This window comes from Winogradskyella immobilis, from assembly GCF_021887715.1.
Classification (GTDB): Bacteria; Bacteroidota; Bacteroidia; order Flavobacteriales; family Flavobacteriaceae; genus Winogradskyella; species Winogradskyella immobilis.
In genome coordinates this window covers 1-17,037 of record NZ_JAIQXX010000018.1, presented here as the reverse complement: position 1 = coordinate 17,037, position 17,037 = coordinate 1, and the positions used below count along the sequence as shown (strand labels likewise).

At 31.8% G+C, this 17,037-nt stretch carries 14 protein-coding genes; all 14 read right to left on the bottom strand.

Going from position 1 to position 17,037, the window contains the following annotated elements; genetic code table 11:
- Positions 1-60: 60 nt before the first annotated feature.
- The 14 genes from K8Z87_RS11605 to K8Z87_RS11540 all read right to left on the bottom strand — a co-directional run bounded on the left by K8Z87_RS11605 (position 61) and on the right by K8Z87_RS11540 (position 16,815).
- Positions 61-819, bottom strand: coding sequence for a shikimate dehydrogenase family protein (locus K8Z87_RS11605; RefSeq protein ID WP_227477733.1), 759 nt, complete (start codon positions 817-819; stop codon positions 61-63).
- Complete coding sequence (locus K8Z87_RS11600) at positions 788-1,813, bottom strand: DUF368 domain-containing protein (RefSeq protein WP_227477732.1); 1,026 nt, start codon at positions 1,811-1,813, stop codon at positions 788-790. The genes K8Z87_RS11605 and K8Z87_RS11600 overlap by 32 nt, the downstream gene beginning before the upstream one ends.
- Positions 1,813-2,781 (bottom strand): DUF368 domain-containing protein, encoded by a 969-nt coding sequence (locus K8Z87_RS11595; RefSeq protein WP_227477731.1) that lies wholly within the window; start codon positions 2,779-2,781, stop codon positions 1,813-1,815. Before K8Z87_RS11595 ends, K8Z87_RS11600 begins: the two co-directional genes overlap by 1 nt.
- Positions 2,782-2,817: 36 nt before the next feature.
- Positions 2,818-4,230 (bottom strand): tetratricopeptide repeat protein, encoded by a 1,413-nt coding sequence (locus tag K8Z87_RS11590; RefSeq protein ID WP_227477730.1) that lies wholly within the window; start codon positions 4,228-4,230, stop codon positions 2,818-2,820.
- Between the two features lie 167 nt (positions 4,231-4,397).
- Positions 4,398-5,573 (bottom strand): aspartate aminotransferase family protein, encoded by a 1,176-nt coding sequence (locus K8Z87_RS11585; protein WP_227477729.1) that lies wholly within the window; start codon positions 5,571-5,573, stop codon positions 4,398-4,400.
- Between the two features lies 1 nt (position 5,574).
- Positions 5,575-7,377 carry an OstA-like protein gene (locus K8Z87_RS11580; RefSeq protein WP_227477728.1) on the bottom strand — a complete coding sequence of 601 codons (1,803 nt, stop codon included), beginning with the start codon at positions 7,375-7,377 and terminating at the stop codon, positions 5,575-5,577.
- A 93-nt stretch (positions 7,378-7,470) separates the two neighbouring features.
- Positions 7,471-8,745: an adenylosuccinate synthase gene (locus K8Z87_RS11575; protein ID WP_227477727.1), complete on the bottom strand. Its 1,275-nt coding sequence runs from the start codon at positions 8,743-8,745 to the stop codon at positions 7,471-7,473.
- A gap of 9 nt (positions 8,746-8,754) precedes the next feature.
- Complete coding sequence (locus K8Z87_RS11570; protein WP_227477726.1) at positions 8,755-9,213, bottom strand: Fur family transcriptional regulator; 459 nt, start codon at positions 9,211-9,213, stop codon at positions 8,755-8,757.
- A gap of 25 nt (positions 9,214-9,238) precedes the next feature.
- A complete protein-coding gene (locus K8Z87_RS11565) occupies positions 9,239-11,446 on the bottom strand; it encodes a RelA/SpoT family protein (RefSeq protein WP_227477725.1) in 2,208 nt (735 codons plus the stop codon).
- Between the two features lie 166 nt (positions 11,447-11,612).
- A complete protein-coding gene (locus tag K8Z87_RS11560; RefSeq protein WP_227477724.1) occupies positions 11,613-12,701 on the bottom strand; it encodes a DUF2652 domain-containing protein in 1,089 nt (362 codons plus the stop codon).
- Between the two features lie 39 nt (positions 12,702-12,740).
- Positions 12,741-13,676: a carbon-nitrogen hydrolase family protein gene (locus K8Z87_RS11555; protein WP_227477723.1), complete on the bottom strand. Its 936-nt coding sequence runs from the start codon at positions 13,674-13,676 to the stop codon at positions 12,741-12,743.
- A 10-nt stretch (positions 13,677-13,686) separates the two neighbouring features.
- Positions 13,687-14,040 carry a hypothetical protein gene (locus tag K8Z87_RS11550; protein ID WP_227477722.1) on the bottom strand — a complete coding sequence of 118 codons (354 nt, stop codon included), beginning with the start codon at positions 14,038-14,040 and terminating at the stop codon, positions 13,687-13,689.
- Entirely contained in the window at positions 14,033-16,444 is a 2,412-nt protein-coding gene (locus K8Z87_RS11545; protein WP_227477721.1) for a penicillin acylase family protein, read from the bottom strand. The genes K8Z87_RS11550 and K8Z87_RS11545 overlap by 8 nt, the downstream gene beginning before the upstream one ends.
- A 74-nt stretch (positions 16,445-16,518) precedes the next feature.
- Positions 16,519-16,815 (bottom strand): DciA family protein, encoded by a 297-nt coding sequence (locus K8Z87_RS11540; protein WP_227477720.1) that lies wholly within the window; start codon positions 16,813-16,815, stop codon positions 16,519-16,521.
- Between the last annotated feature and the right edge of the window lie 222 nt (positions 16,816-17,037).

Sequence of the window (17,037 nt, the reverse complement as noted above, 5' to 3'; positions counted from 1 at the left end):
GTTAAAGATAACAAATGTGTTACAAATACAAAACGTAAAGGAATAATAGGCTAGTATTTATTAACTATTCCAGATTTTCCAAGATTTTTCAGCTTGTAGTTCTAGCATTTTTTTTCCGTTAATAGTTATTGCGTTTTGAGCGATACCACAACTCAAAAATTTTGTTTTTTCAGGGTTATAAATAAGATCGTATAGTATATGTTGATTTGTAATACCATTATACGGAATGTCTGGGTAGCTATTTACATCCGGAAATGTACCAACAGGAGTGCAATTAATTATAATTTTATGATTTTCAATAATAGATGTGTTTAACTCAGAATAGCAGAATGTTACACCTTCTTTTTTAGTGCGCGAAACAAAATGATACTCAATGTTCAATTTTTTTAAAGTATAGGCAATAGCTTTTGAAGCTCCGCCAGTACCAAGAATTAAAGCTCTGTTATGATAATTTTTTAAATGTGGTTCTAAAGATTTTTTAAACCCATAAAAATCGGTATTGTAACCAATGTATTTTCCTTTTTTAGTAATTTTTATAGTGTTTACAGCACCTATTTTTAAAGCCTTTTTATCTAACTTATCTAAAAAAGGTATTACATCTTCTTTGTACGGAATGGTAACATTTAGGCCTTTAATTTTTTTGGTGCCTTGAAGAATAGTTTTGAGTTCAGATATATGCTGAATATCAAAATTTGCATAAGTATGCGCTAAACCTTCGACTTTAAACTTTTCAGCAAAGTAGGCTCTTGAAAAGGAATAGTCAATGTCTTTGCCAACTAACCCAAACTTATATGTGTTGTCTTTTTCTTTTTTGTCCATACCAATCAAGGCTTAAAACTATGGCAATACCAATAATTATATATAGTATTGCTAAAAAAGTTTCTGTTGATAATTCTGGGAAATACCGTTTGTAATTTTCTATAATAGGAGCTCCAGTAGAATCTAAAATCGTAACTCCTTGCTCGGAGACTTTATGAATGGTTTCTTTCCATGGCCAAACCACACCTAACGATCCAATTATAAATCCAATGATCGTAGCTAAAGTTACATTTTTATAGTGTTTAAGTATATAATTTAAAATATGAGATAATGTTACCAAACCAGTAACTGAACCCAAAGTAAATACAGTAAGTACTTTTAATAATCTAACTCTAACTTGGTTATGAATAAACTCAAAATCTCCACGGAAAATATCAGCTACTGTATCATAAAGCGCATTAACAGAATCGACTAAGAGTAACACATAATTACCAAGAAGAATTAAAATAAAAGAGCCAGAAAAGCCAGGTAATGTCATTCCAGATACACTAATGATGCCACAGAAAAAAACAAAAAATAGATTGTCATTTTCCATAGCTGGGTCTAGAAAACTAATGCTAACTCCAGTAGTAATACCTATAACTAGTGCTAAAAAAGTTGTTGTTCCCCAAGCTTTAAAATCTTTATAGATGTAATAAATTGATCCAAGAATCATTCCGAAGAATAAGCTCCAGACATACAAATGGTAATGTTCTATTAAATAATCTAATATTTTAGAGATACTAAAATAACTGATAATCATTCCGAAGAATAGCAAGAATAAAAAGGTGCCATTAATATGATTGTAGAAACTTTTAAATTGCCCTTTAAGTAACATTTTAAAAGCATCTTTATTAACGCGCTGTAGCGAATAAATAAACTCTTCATAAAACCCAGCAACAAAAGCAACAACACCACCAGAAACTCCAGGAACTTTATTAGCAGCTCCCATACCTAAACCTTTAAGGACTAAAAATATGCGGTCTTTAAGTGTTTTAGTACTATTACTTTTCATTAGGCTTTGTTTTTGTCTTTACCTAGCCGTTCTATTACTAATATGGTAGCAAACCCAATAACCATAAATAGTATTGCCCATAAAAACTTATTATCTCCTTCGTAAGCAGATGGAAGTATACTTTTATCTAAAAGAGTGACTTCTTGACCTTCAGAATTAATACGTGTTTTAAGGATTTCTTTCCAAGGCCATATTTTATTTAAAGAACCAATCATAAAACCAGTGAGTATAGCTAACGTAAGATTCTTTTTATGTTTAAACATCCAGTTTAGTACTTTGCTAAATGTTTTTAAGCCGATTAATGAACCTACTGCTAATAATAAAAATTTGATCGCAGCATCTTTTAACATATCTGTATTTCCTGTAGTAATACCTTCAACTAAATGATTTATAGTATCTATTGCAACTTGATAAACACCTAAAATTAATAAAATAAATGCACCAGAAACTCCTGGTAAAATCATAGCTATGATAGCAATAAAACCGCAGAATAATAAATAGAAAGGACTATCAGGCGAAGCAAATGGTTCAGCAAGTGTTATAAGATAAGAGATAATAGACGTTATAATAATAGCGACTATAACAACTGTAGACCAATGTTTAATTTGTTTTCCTATATAAATAATACTGGCTAAAACTAAACCAAAGAAAAATGACCAAAGTAAAATAGGTTCGTTGTGCAATAACCATTTTATAAGTTTAGCTAATGATAAAATACTGATAGTTATACCAGAAAATAACGCCAATAAAAAAGAACCATTAATTGATTTCCAAGCAGTTTTAAAACCAGACTTTTTCCAGACTTTAAAGACATTTAAACTAACCTTATCAATGCTTTCTATAAGTTCTTCATAGATACCAGAAATAAAAGCAATGGTTCCACCAGAAACACCAGGAACCACATCAGCAGCACCCATGATAATACCTTTTATTCCTATAATGATATAATTAAAAAAATGTCTTTGCATTACTTTTTTATCTAAGAAATGCTAAGGTATGGATTTTTAGTTGGAAGATTTTTTAGAAGTAGAAATAATATTTTTCACCATAGGTTTATTTAATAAACATGGAAACAATTCTTCTATAATAAAATCGTAATCAGCGTTAATACGTAAGCCATTTTTAAGATGATAATGTCCTTTATCAGTTTGTAAAAGCTTAAAATAGAGACCTCCTAAACGGTATTCTATTTCTGCCGATTCTGGATAAAATTCTAGAGATTGTAATAGATTAAAAATTGAAGCTTCATATTCTCCTAAATTGATAAGAATATCTGTTCTGCTTAACCATGTATCTAATTCGTAATTTCCTAGGTCTAAGGCGTGTTTATATCCACGTTCTGCCTCTTCTAAAAAGTTAAGGCGTTGATTAATTTGGGCATACAGTTTCCAATACAATACATTGTCATTATCAATGTTTACTGCTTTATTAATAAAATATAATGCTTTCTGATAGTTTTGATGTTTTATGTAAAACTTAGTTATAGCAATCCAACCTTTGTCTAAAAGCGGATCTTCTTTAACGGTTCTATCAAAAAACTGTACAGCTAAGTCATCTTCACCTAACTTTTCATAACAATGTCCAATTCGTAATAGGGCAAATGAAGTTGGGTCATCTAAAGCCAATGTAATTTTATAATTTTCAATGGCTTCGGTATATTTTTTCAGTTTTTCTAAAACTTTACCTTTTTCAATATAAGCTCCAATAAATGTATCATCAGATATGATGGCAAAATCAAAAGAAGCATTAGCCTTTTCATATTGTTTGATAGCGAAATATTGACGACCTAGTTGATGCCAAGCGACTTCACAATATGGATTTTTATCTAAATATACATTTAAGAAATCTATGGCTTCTTGATTCTGATCTAAAAAATCAAAACAATACATTACATTATGTAGCGCTGAGTAATCAGTTAGATTAACATCTAAACATTTTTTAAAATAAATAAGTGCATTCTCAAATTGATCTAAGAACAAATATTCCATGCCAATTAAACCATATAAATCGCCATCATCATCAGGTGCTTGTGATAAATCTAATGCAATTAAAAGAGCATTTATGGCTTCTTGATGCATATCTTGTTTAGATAATACATTTGCTTTTTGAATGTATATTTCTTCGTTATTAGGCTCTAAATTATGAAGATCATCTAGTAAAGTGTTGGCATCATCAAACTTATTTTCTAGGATGTAAATTTCAATTTTAAATAAGCTAAGATTTATAGATGTGGGATGTTGTTGTAGGCCTAATTTTATAGCTTTTTTAGCGAGTGCTATTTTACCGTTTTCGAGATAGTGGTGAATAATGTTTTCAAATTCGCTAGAATCGAAAAATAAAACATCGTTTGTTTTAAGCATCGATTCAAATTTTGTCAAAGACATATCTTGAAAATCGTCGTTTGAGCTATATTCCATAGGCAGCTTTAATGTTCACTGAAATAAATTTAGTGTTATCGTTTTAAGTTTGAGTAATTTTGATTCAATGTTTTTAACAAAATAATTAACAACTGCATTTTTTTTAATTATTACAAATAACGAATTGAAGTATTTAATTATGAATTGATTAAAAATAAATTAGACTATTATAGACGGTCTAAAATCTTAATAATAACAGAGCAACCTTCAATAATTTCATCTCTACTTATTGTTAAAGGAGGAGTAATTCGTACAGCTTTTGGTTCAAAAAGTAACCAAAATAGTATTAAACCTTCTTCTTTTGCATTTAAGATTAATTGATTTGTAATTTCTTCAGAAACAGTAATTAAAGCTAGCATTAATCCACGACCTCTAATTTCTTTTATATGTTTGTGTTGAAGATGAGTTCTTATAATTTCTTCTTTCTCAAATGTTTCAGCAATAAGATGAGATGTCGTGATTTCTTTTAAAGTTGCATATGCTGCAGATGCAATAACAGGATGACCTCCAAAAGTAGTTATATGACCTAAAGTAGGATTGTCTTTTAAAGTATTCATTAATGCATTTGAAGCTGTAAATGCTCCAATAGGCATGCCACCTCCTAAACCTTTGCCAGTGACTAAAATATCTGGCACACAATTATAATGTTCAAAACCAAAAAGTTTTCCTGTTCTTCCAAATCCAGGTTGAATTTCATCTAAAATTAATAAAGCACCAACAGATTGACAACGCGCTTTTACTTTTTTTAAATAATTGTTATTAGGTTCTATAAAACCAGCTCCTCCTTGTATGGTTTCTAAAATGACAGCTGCTGTTTTTTCTGTGATAAGGCTTAAGTCAGATTCATCATTAAAATGAATAAAACGCACATCTGGCATTAAGGGTCTAAAAGGTTTTTTTCGAGTCTCGTATCCCATAATACTTAAAGCTCCTATAGTATTACCGTGATAAGCATTATGCGCTGAAATAATTTCGCTTCGTCCTGTGGCACGTTTGGCTAATTTTATGGCGCCATCTATAGCTTCTGTGCCAGAATTAGTAAGGTATGTGGTTTGTAAATTCTCGGGTAAATGTTTGGCTAATAATTTGGTTAATGCAACAGCAGGTTCTTGTATGTATTCTCCATAAACCATGACATGCATGTATTTATCGAGTTGGCTTTTTATAGCGTCTACAACTTTAGGATGACGATGTCCTAAGCTACACGCTGAAACACCAGCAACAAAATCGAGGTGAGCTTTACCTTTAGTATCATAAATATATGAGCCTTCTGCATGACTTATTTCCATAGCCAGAGGATGTGGAGTCGTCTGCGCTTGATATGTAAAGAAATCGTCTTGCATTTTAGTTTCCTGAAGTTTTCTTTTTACTAGGTAATGGTTGTCCTAGTTTTGGTTTTTCTTTTTTTGAATTAGAATCTGATTTTGCCTTAGGAAGGTTACGTGCGGCTTTATTTTCGGCCTTAGTATTTTCTTTATTTTCAGCAGATTTTATACGTTCTTTTAAATCTTCGTCGAAAAAATCTTCTGGTGGCACATAATCTTTAAGACCTTTTATCTTTTTTAAAACCAAAGGAGGATCGTCTTTAAATAAATCTTCAACGCTATTAGGACGTTCTTCTCCACGCCAGTCAAAACCTTTTAATCGACTTGTATTTTTAGGAAATAAAGATTCAGGACTTAATTCTCCATCTACTTTTTGAATTAATCGAATTTCGTCAATATTATTATTCGAAATTTGAATGTTTATACTTCCAGATTTAGATTTGTTTATACCAACCAATTCGCCTTTACCATTTCTATTGTAATAGATAACTTCAGCGTTTTTTATAATATCTACATTATACAGTTCATTATCTCTAAATAAACCTACTAAGAATTTTCCTTTAACTTGATTGTAACCATCTTCACTTAAAGTGTCTTTGCTTACTAAAAAAGCATTATTAAAAACTTTTAATGAATCTAATTTTTCTGTTTCTACATTCGAAATTAAATGTATTGTATCTCCAGTCATTTGGTTCCCTAGATTCCAAAGTACAGGTTTGCGCTTTATAGCAAAGGCATCATTATTGCTAAATCGAGCAAGGTTTATCATCTGTGCCAATCCTGTTTTATGATCTACATGTATAGAGTCTGCTTTCCCCGCTAAATCACTTTTATAAATTTTAGCATTGTAATAAGATTTAGTGATACGATGTTCTGGCGGTCCTGTAACTACAAACCGATCACTATGCATGTAAATAGAATCTTCTTCTTGAGCAGTAACAACTAGAGCTCTATTGGTAATAAATAGGGAGTCTTTAGCTTTCCATACTTCAGCATAATGACCTCTAGCAACAGTTTTATTTATTGTATCAGTCATTTTAAAATTATTAGTGGCTGATGCAAAATTTATTTTTCTGTCAAAATATATACTATCACCTTCAATTTCTCTATTGTCATAATAGATTTTTGCTTTACGTTCAAAATATCCAAAATCTTCATTGGTATCATAAAAACCGCGTTCGCAATAAATTTTATCAGTTTCGCTAACAATGGTAGATGGTCCAAAAATATAGGCATGCCCAGATTCGGTAAAGAAATCTAATCGCTCAGTATTTAATGTGTATTCAGGATTAACTAAAACAACATCTTGAACAAACTGATACTTTTTTGTATTCATATAATAGCGACCAATCTGACTTGTTATTGTGCCTGAAGTGTCTCTAACAACTTTGCCTGTAACATCATAATAAGCTTGTTGTTTAAGGCGATCAAAATGTAATTTTTCTGTAGTTAATGTAGATTGTGGTTCAGTAAGTATAACATTGCCTTTAGCAAAAGCAAGTTCGGTTTTAGTACTATATTCTACATAATCGGCAGACATTGTTATTGTGTCTCCTTGAATCATACGAACTCTACTTGGACTTTTACTATATGCTTCTATAAATTTTTCTTTAGGATAATAAACGGCTTTGTCACAATAGACATTAATGCCTTTATGAACGAAATGCACCTGTCTTGAGTTGTCTCTAAGAAACGTAGTGACATCGTTTTTAGTTGATGTTCCTGGTGAATGTTTTATAGTAATACTCTCAGTATTTTGAGCAATACCAGGTATTGTAACAAAACAGCATAAAGTAATTATAATGTATCTCAGTAACTTCAAACCTCTAATATTTATATGCAAATAACAGTATTGGATTTGCTTTAGTATGAGTTAACCTATTTTTAACACTCTAATAATTAGTGTAAAAGCTAATTATTTTCTGATAATAGTCTGCTTACGATCTGGACCTACAGATACCACAGTAATAGGAATGTTTAATTCTTTTTCTAAGAACTCTACATAACCATTAAGCGCATCAGGTAATTGCGAAGCTTCCGTCATACTTGTTAAATCTGCATCCCAACCCTTAATTTCAGTATAGATAGGTGTAACGTTTTCTGCTTCTATATTATAGGGTAAATGTGTAATCGTTTCACCTTTATAATTATAAGCTGTACATACTTTTAAGGTTTTAAAACCAGAAAGTACATCTCCTTTCATCATAATAAGTTCTGTAACACCATTGACTTGACAAGCATAGCGTAAAGCTACTAAATCTAACCAACCGCAACGTCTAGGACGACCAGTAGTTGCACCAAATTCGTGCCCAACACGTCCCATGGTTTCTCCATCTTTATCAAATAATTCTGTAGGAAATGGACCAGAACCTACGCGTGTTGTATAGGCTTTAAAAATACCATAGACTTTACCAATTTGGTTTGGAGCAACTCCTAAACCAGTACATGCACCAGCGGCAGTTGTATTAGAAGATGTTACAAATGGATAGGTTCCAAAATCGATATCAAGTAAAGAACCTTGAGCTCCTTCTGCTAAAATGGTTTTTTTAGATGTCTGTGCTTGGTGTATATACTCTTCTGAGTCAATAAATTTTAAAGATTTTAAAGTCTCAATAGCATTAAAGAAATCAATCTCGAGTTCATCTAAATCATATTGGATATCTACATCGTAAAAAGCAATCATAGCTTCATGCTTATTTGCTAAGGCACGATATTTGTCTTTCCAATTAGAAAGTTCTATATCGCCAACACGTATACCATTTCTACCGGTTTTATCCATGTATGTAGGACCAATACCTTTAAGCGTAGAACCAATTTTAGCTTTTCCTTTGGCAGCCTCACTAGCAGCATCTAATAAGCGATGCGTTGGTAAAATAATATGCGCTTTTCTAGAGATGTATAATGATTTTTTGTAATCGACATTTTGCTCGTCTAACTTATCGAGTTCCTTTTTAAAGATTACAGGATCTATAACAACACCGTTACCGACAAGATTAATTGTGTTATCATGAAAAATTCCAGAAGGAATAGTGTGTAACACATGTTTTCTTCCATTAAAAACAAGTGTATGACCTGCATTTGGACCGCCTTGAAAACGTGCAATAATATCGTATTTAGAGGTTAATACATCGACAATTTTTCCTTTGCCTTCATCTCCCCATTGTAAACCAAGTAGTAAATCTACTGCCATTATAAAAAGTTAGTTTGTTTTGTTTTGTTTCTTTGTTCCGTAAAAGTAGAGTGAGTGATTATTGATTTCAATATCAAAAACCTCTTCAATAGTTTTCTTTATAGATTGAATGCGAGGATCACAAAATTCTATAACCTCTCCAGTATCAGTTAAAATGACATGGTCGTGTTGTTTATCGAAATAAGATTTTTCGTAATGTGCTTGATTTTGACCAAACTGATGTTTGCGAACTAAAGCACATTCTAAAAGTAACTCTATAGTGTTGTATAATGTAGCACGACTTACACGATAATTTTTATTCTTCATCTTTATATATAAAGATTCTATATAAAAATGTTCTTCGCTATCATAGATTTCTTGAAGTATAGCATAACGCTCAGGTGTTTTCCTGTGTCCTTTTTCTTCTAGAAAATTTGTAAAAACACGTTTTACTATTTCTTGGTTACTTTCTCCTGTAGTTGCATTCATATTAAGCTACAAATTTAAACAAAATTTATACTCTAGTTACCTTATCAATACCATTAATTTTTTTAAGATTACTCATTAATTTTTTAAGCATAGTTTTGTTCTTTACTATAACAGTTATTTTTCCTGAAAAAATACCGTCATCACTAGAAAAACTTAAGCTTTTCATATTAACATGCATATTAGAAGAAATAACTTTAGTAACATCATTGACTAGGCCTATATCATCTAATCCAGAAAGTATAATTTGTGATGTGTATTCTTGTTGCGAAGAATCTATCCATTTTGCCTGCATAATGCGGTAGGCATAATTAGATTGTAAGCTTAATGCATTAGGGCAGTTTTTTTTATGAACTTTTATACCATCATTTATGGTTACAAAACCAAAAACTTTATCACCAGGTATAGGATTGCAACAATTGGCTATTGTATAGTTAAGTTTTTCTTCTTCTTTACCAAAGACAAGCATATCATAATTAGATGTAATTTCATCTTTATTGATATCCTTAGGAGTTTCTGGTTTACGTATTTTATTTTTTATATAACTAACAAAAACATTACTACGAGAAGCAGCGTATGCTTTAAGCATAGCATTATCTATACTGCCAATACCCATTCGATAAAACAAATCTAAGGAAGTACTTAGTTTAAAATAACTCACCAATTCATTAACGGATTTCTCGTTAAGTGTTATTTTAAGTTGTTTTAGTTTGCGGCGTAAAATTTCTTTACCTTCTTCAGCCATTTCTTTTTTGTCAGCATTGAGGTACGATTTTATTTTACTTCTTGCACGTGCTGTAGACGCATAATCTAGCCAGTTGGTATTTGGTTTTGTATTCTCAGAAGTTAAAATTTCTACACGATCTCCACTTTGTAATTCTTGACTTAAAGGCACCAATTTTCCATTGACCTTTGCGCCACGTGTTTTCATACCAACTTCAGTATGAATACTAAATGCAAAATCTAAAGGTGTGGCTCCTTTTGGCAAAGATTTTAAATCTCCTTTAGGTGAGAAAACAAAAATTTCTTTTGAATATAAGTTGAGTTTAAATTGCTCTACAAAATCTACAGCATCTGCCTCATTATTTTCTAAAGCTTCTTGCAAACGATTAATCCAGATATCAAGGCTATCTTCCTTGTCGTCTTTGTTTTTGTATTTATAATGTGCTGCATAACCTTTTTCAGCAATCTCATTCATACGTTCACTACGTATTTGAACTTCTACCCAATTACTTTTAGGTCCAACTACAGTAATATGTAAGGCTTCATAACCTGTAGATTTTGGTGACGAAATCCAATCTCTTAATCGAATAGGATTCGGTGTGAAATGGTCGGTAACTACAGAGTATATTTTCCAAGCCATAAATTTCTCATCTTCTACCTCTGACCTGTAAATAATTCTAACAGCAAATTTGTCGTATACTTCATCAAAAGACACACCTTGTTTTACCATTTTACGCCGTATACTAAAGATGGATTTTGGACGCCCTTTAATTTCATAGTCAAACCCTTCTTTGTTTAAAGAGTCTTTTATTATTTTAGAAAAGGCTTTTATATAAGCATCTTGTTCTTCTTTACTATCCTTAATTTTATTAAACAAGTCATTGTAAATTTCGGGTTCAGTATATTTTAAACCTAAATCTTCTAACTCTGTTTTTATATTATAAAGTCCAATTCTATGAGCTAGTGGTGCATATATGTATAATGTTTCTGATGCAATTTTAACTTGCTTGTCTGGACGCATACTGTCCATAGTCTGCATATTGTGTAAACGATCGGCAATTTTAATGATAATAACACGAACATCATCATTAAGTGTCAACAGCATTTTGCGGAAGTTTTCCGCCTGTAAAGACACGTCTAAATCCTTCTTTAAAGAAGATATTTTGGTAAGCCCATCAACGATTCGAGCTACGGTTTCTCCAAAAAGACGTTCTATATCTGCAATGGTATAATTAGGATTATCCTCTACAACATCATGAAGTAATGCTGCGGCAATACTAGTTGCATCCAAACCGATTTCTTGAGCTACTATTTTTGCAACAGCAATAGGGTGAAAAATATAAGCTTCACCAGACTTTCTGCGCTGTTCTTTATGCGCATCAAGAGCAACCTCAAAGGCATGACGAATTAATTTTTTATCATCTCTGCTTAAAGTTTGATAGCTTACTTTTAAAAGTTCTTTATAAGCTTTTGCAATTGCTGCGTTTTCTTTTTCAATAGCTTCCTCAGTCATAGAACTAAAGTAATAAGACCAAACGGAATACACAATTGTTTATAGAACGAATTTTCTTTTAATTAATACTATACTTTAGGTCAGTATTATTGAAGAATTACATCATGAATTTGAATAAAAATTTAAAACGATAAAAGACTCTATTGTGTGCGATTATAAAAACAAGTTATCTGCTATTTTCTTTAGAGTTTACAAATACAAATAATTGTTCTACACTTTCACCTATATTTTTGCGCATAGCTTTTTTCATAAACATTAAAATTATCATTTTTTTAATAATAGATTTAGCTTCTAAGTGAACATCAACAGTTAATTTACAGGTATTGGATGTTAAAGGGGTTATAACAAAAAACTGATATAATTCATCTACAGGCGGTGGACTGGTTGTCTTTTCTCCATAAACTAATTCACCTGGTTTTACATCTTTTATAATGGTTGTAAAATTAAAATGATCTTCGTTAATAACACAAACGTGTTCACTTCCTATTCTCGTAACTTCATTATGTTTAAATTCAAAATCATTGACATGTTTAACCCAATGCTTTCTGTAACTGTAGTTTGTAATATATTCTAATAACTGATTTGCAGAAATAGGGAACTCTTTTTCAAAAGTTAATGTTGCAGGTTTATCTAGGTTTACTGTCTTTGCCTGATTTAATGGTTTTAGTTTTAATTCGTTTTTATCAATAATAGAAAACAAATAATTAATCTGTTTACCATCGTAGGTATTATTACCATGATTAAAGTTGAAAAGTTTAGTCTGATATACTTCTGTTAAGCCAATATGACTGGTTAAATTTTCACTCAACAATACATAATTATCACTAGCTACAGAATTTTTCATTAAACGATGTGCTTCAATAACCTGAGCACCAAAAGGTTTTCTGTTATTCTGTACAGTTATATATTGTAAGTCACCACAATGCGCTACAATTTTAAGTTGTAATTTAGGTGCAGAAGAGCAGGCATTACAAGGACAGATTCTGTTTTTTTCTAAAAGCTTTAAATGACTATAAAATGCAGTAAACATGTGTTCTACTTGCGCTAGTAGTCTTTCTAAAGAAGGGATTTCGTTTTCTTTGTAAAAAAACAAGGCATCACCTTCAATCTCGGCAAGTTGCAATTGCTCAGTATTAGCTTCTATAAGAACCTCTAATAATTCTGAAATAACATGCTGACTATGTTCTACTTCAGTATTTTGAACAAATTCAGTAAATCCAGAAATATCAGGTAAAAAGAGTAAAGAAGTATTCATGTAAGATATGTCGCTTTTTATACCAGAAGTTAACTAAGACTAAGATTTTATATCTTTTTCTTGAATAATATCTGGTTGATTGATAGCATTAAACTGAAAAATATCATCTCTTGAATAATGGCCTATGACATCAAAATCTAGTTTACTATGACTAATTGTATCTAAATCTAATTCTGCAATCAACGCTCCAGCTTTATCAAACAATGGGCCTTCTATAATTTTACCCAAAGGGGAAACAATAATGCTTCCGCCACGACATAGGTTTTCCGGTTCATTTTTTACTAAAGACTTATAACGTTCAGGATACATGGATTTAGTAAAAAACTGATTACATCCTAAAACATAACAACGACCTTCTAAAGCAATATGCTGCATGGTTGCTGTCCATTCATCTCTAGAATCTGCAGTAGGAGCAATGTATATTTCAACACCTTTTTTGTACATAGACATACGTGCTAAAGGCATATAATTTTCCCAGCAAATGAGCCCGCCAAGTTTTCCTATTTTAGTGTTAAAAGCCACTAACGCATCACCATTAGCTTCTCCCCAAATAATACGTTCTGTACCAGTAGGTTTTATTTTTCGATGCGTCCCGAGTAAACCATCGGTAGGCGAAATGTAGAGCATAGAACAATACAAACTACCGTTTGTTTTTTGTTTTTCTGTTGCTCCAATAACCAAATACACATTCTCAGTTTTAGAAAGTTTTTCAAGACGTTTTAAATCCTCACTTTCTATATCTAAGCTGTTATTGTAATATTCTGTATATAATGCTCTACCTTCATCTGTTCTGCTACCAATAACAGCACCAAAAGAAAAACCTCGTGGATAACCAGGAATAAAAGATTCTGGAAATACGATGAGCTCACAACCTTGCTTGGCATATGTCTTCACTAAATTTTCAATCTTAGCTATGGTTTTGTCTTTATCGAAAAAAACAGGACTATCTTGAATTAAGCATACTTTTACTTTCATTTGTAAATCTTTATTTCTTTAATAATAATTGGCATTGCTTACCAAAGATGGCGGCTAAGCCAGCAGCGATTCCACCAATAATTCCTGTAACAAGTATTAAAACATAAGGGTTACCACCTAAAGGTAATAATACTGCAATACGTTTTGCCAAAATAAAATCATTGCCACTACTTAATGTAAAAGCATAAATACCCCAAAATATAACTATCGCTAAGAATGGTATAAAAAATACAGATGAATGTTTTAGAGGCACAAACAAAGCACTTAAAAAACCAGCGAGCATTACAGACCACCATGGCAGAAATAAAGAAAATACAAAAGCGAGTATAATGGTTATTATAAAATTAATGATAGACTTATTCATTTGGTGTTAGTGTTTGAGTTGAGATAACGCTAGAGTCTCCATTTGCGCTTTGCATAAAATTGAGCGTGTTATATTTTCCGGCAGCCCAATCATCTATATAATTATCGTAATATTTACTTCCTGGATTTCCAGATTGGCCACCTGGATATATGCCTAATGCTGTTGGTGGTGAAGTCATTTCAACAATCATACGCCAAGATGGTCCATGATTTTCAGATGTGGCGTTTACTATACTTCTTCCACCTCCAATTGGGATATTAAAACGTGAAAATGCAGGAAGTGCTTGTAATAAATGACCAGCGTAAGTGGCTTGATAGTCGCCCCATTTGTAATCTCCATTTTTAGCTTTCCATTCATTAATAGATTTTACGGCATCTTTAAAACTAATAAGGAATAAATCTTTAGCTGTTTCTTTTTCTGGTGTGTCAATAATATCCATAAAAGTATCATCTCCTTTGGTTTTGTAAAGATGCATGGTTTGTCGAGAAAATGGCCAACTTAACGCTAAGTCTTCAATATTAAATTCATCCCAAGTTAAACGATACAATTTAGACCACCAATTGCTCCATAAACTAGGCGCAATTTCATCAATGTCATTATTGTATTTCCAAGATTTTAAAATATGATACGCTTCTTTTTCTTCTGTATTTAAACTATTAATATCCATATTCTCTAACATGAATGGTAGAATATCAGCAGCTTTAAGATTATAATTATTGTTATGTAAATCTTTAAAATCTTGAATGGTAAACTTTTCTTTTGCTCTAAAAAAATCATTAATAACTCTATTTCTGTAGCCTTCATATCCATCATTATAGTTATAATATGGATAAAGCGAATCAAATGGGTGTTGATTAGCAGAGCTAACAAAACCGCGCTCTGGGTTTTTGGTATGGGCATTAAATGGCTGAGGTATGTAACTTTGCCAATCATTTTCAGATTTAGATCCATCCATTAAAAAGCGACCTTGACCTTTCCATTTGTTAGGGAATTTTCCTTGGATCCATAAAGCAATGTCTCCTTCAGTTGAAGCAAACACAAAATTTTGCGCTGGCGCCATAAAATGTTGAATAGCATCTACATAATCGTTATAATTTTTGCCACGATTCATTTTTATTAGAGTCAATTGATTGTTGCCACCCATATGGCCAACCCATTGCATAGCATAACCTGCTTTTGCATTGTCACCTAAATAATTTTTATCATAGGTTACAGGACCATGATGTGTATACAATACAGAATCTTTATAATTTTCTCTACCTTTTATTTTTATGTCTTCTATACGTACAGTGACATCTTTCCAAATACCATCATGTTTATATTTAGTTCTATCGTCATTAAATTCAATTTTATACCAATCTATAACATCTCGAGTGGCATTGGTTTCTCCCCATGCACAATATTGGTTAAATCCAGATACTACACCTAAAGCACCTGGTAAAGTGGCTCCAAAAGAATTATGCTCTGGAGTAGCCAATTGCATAACAAACCAAATAGAAGGTAGGTTTAAACCTAAATGTGGGTCGTTAGCTAAGATGGCATTACCAGAATACGATTTTCCCGGACTTACAGCCCAATTGTTACTCCCATTATCTGGGTGTGGTTTTTCTATAGTTTCTGAAATAGAATCTAATACTATTTGACTATTCGGTTGTGGAGTTTGTGGAACATCTATAAAACTCCAATCAGTGTTTGTTGGTATTACAGGATCATTATTAGGATAGTAATCCGGAAACAATATATCAAAACGTTCTTGACCGAACTTTCTAAGGATATTAGTATATTCTAAATCATCATCACCACCAGCAAGCATTTTTGTCATATACATAAGCAGGTTAGCCGTCTTTTTTGTAGTCCATGGTTCTGGAGCATAATCGAGTAATTTGTATTCTACAGGATAATCATTAGGACTTAAACTATTGATATAGCTGTTAACTCCGTCAGCAAAAGATTGCATTAGCGGTCCAGTAATTGGATCAGCAAGCATGTCTTTTAAAGTTTGTTCTGCTCCGTAACCCATGCCACGTCGACGTTCTTGTCGATCGTAATTTAAAGCTCCTTCTCCAATAATTTCAGATAATCGGCCTGCGGCTGCATACGTTTGAAATTCCATTTGCCACAAACGATGCTTAGCAGTGATATAACCTTGAGCTTTATATAAATCTGCTTCATTTTGTGCAAAAATATGTGGTATTAATTGATCATCGTAATGAACAGTTACAGTTTCCTTTAAATTAGGAATACTAATTGAACCATTAATAATCTCATCGGTTTCATTTTGCCAAACTCCAGAATAAGGATTTAAAAATTTTCCGATAGGTGGAATAGAGCCAAATTTGGTGTTTAATCCGTAGAATATCCCAGTAGTTAAGATTAAGGATATCAGGAACTTAAAGTATTTCATGTATTCAATATTATGAAGTTATGAAAATACTAAATAATTATTAATAAAAAGTTTAATAGTCTTTAATACTTCAGTTACCGTAAAACGAGTTTTGTAATAATAGCTTTGCCAATGGCTTCGTTGAGCATTTTTATAATTTTTTCATTACCATAGCTTAATTCTTCACGTAATACACTAGAGCTTAATTGTACATAGAGAGTTTGGTGTTTAAGTTCTATTGCAGTGGTGTAATTGTTAACGCCATTTCCCATAAGGTTAGCCCATGCTTCACGCACATTAACTTTGTCTAAACCAGATTGTAAATTATTAGTATCTACAAAGGCTTTGAGCACATCTTGTATAGATTGGTTATCGTTATTGCGTTTTGCCATGTTAACTTACTGCGAAGGCAGGAATCTCATATTTAAATTAATTATCTTTCAAAGGTCGTTAATTTTATTTGATAATCTAGATTTATGCACGTTGGGGTTTGTTTCGAAACTGCTATTACCTTAATACATTATACACGTCTTAAGTTTACAATCTATTACATTAGATATATTAATCAGAAAGAACAAAAGAGAGAAATAAGGTTAGTATACACGGTGAAGCTA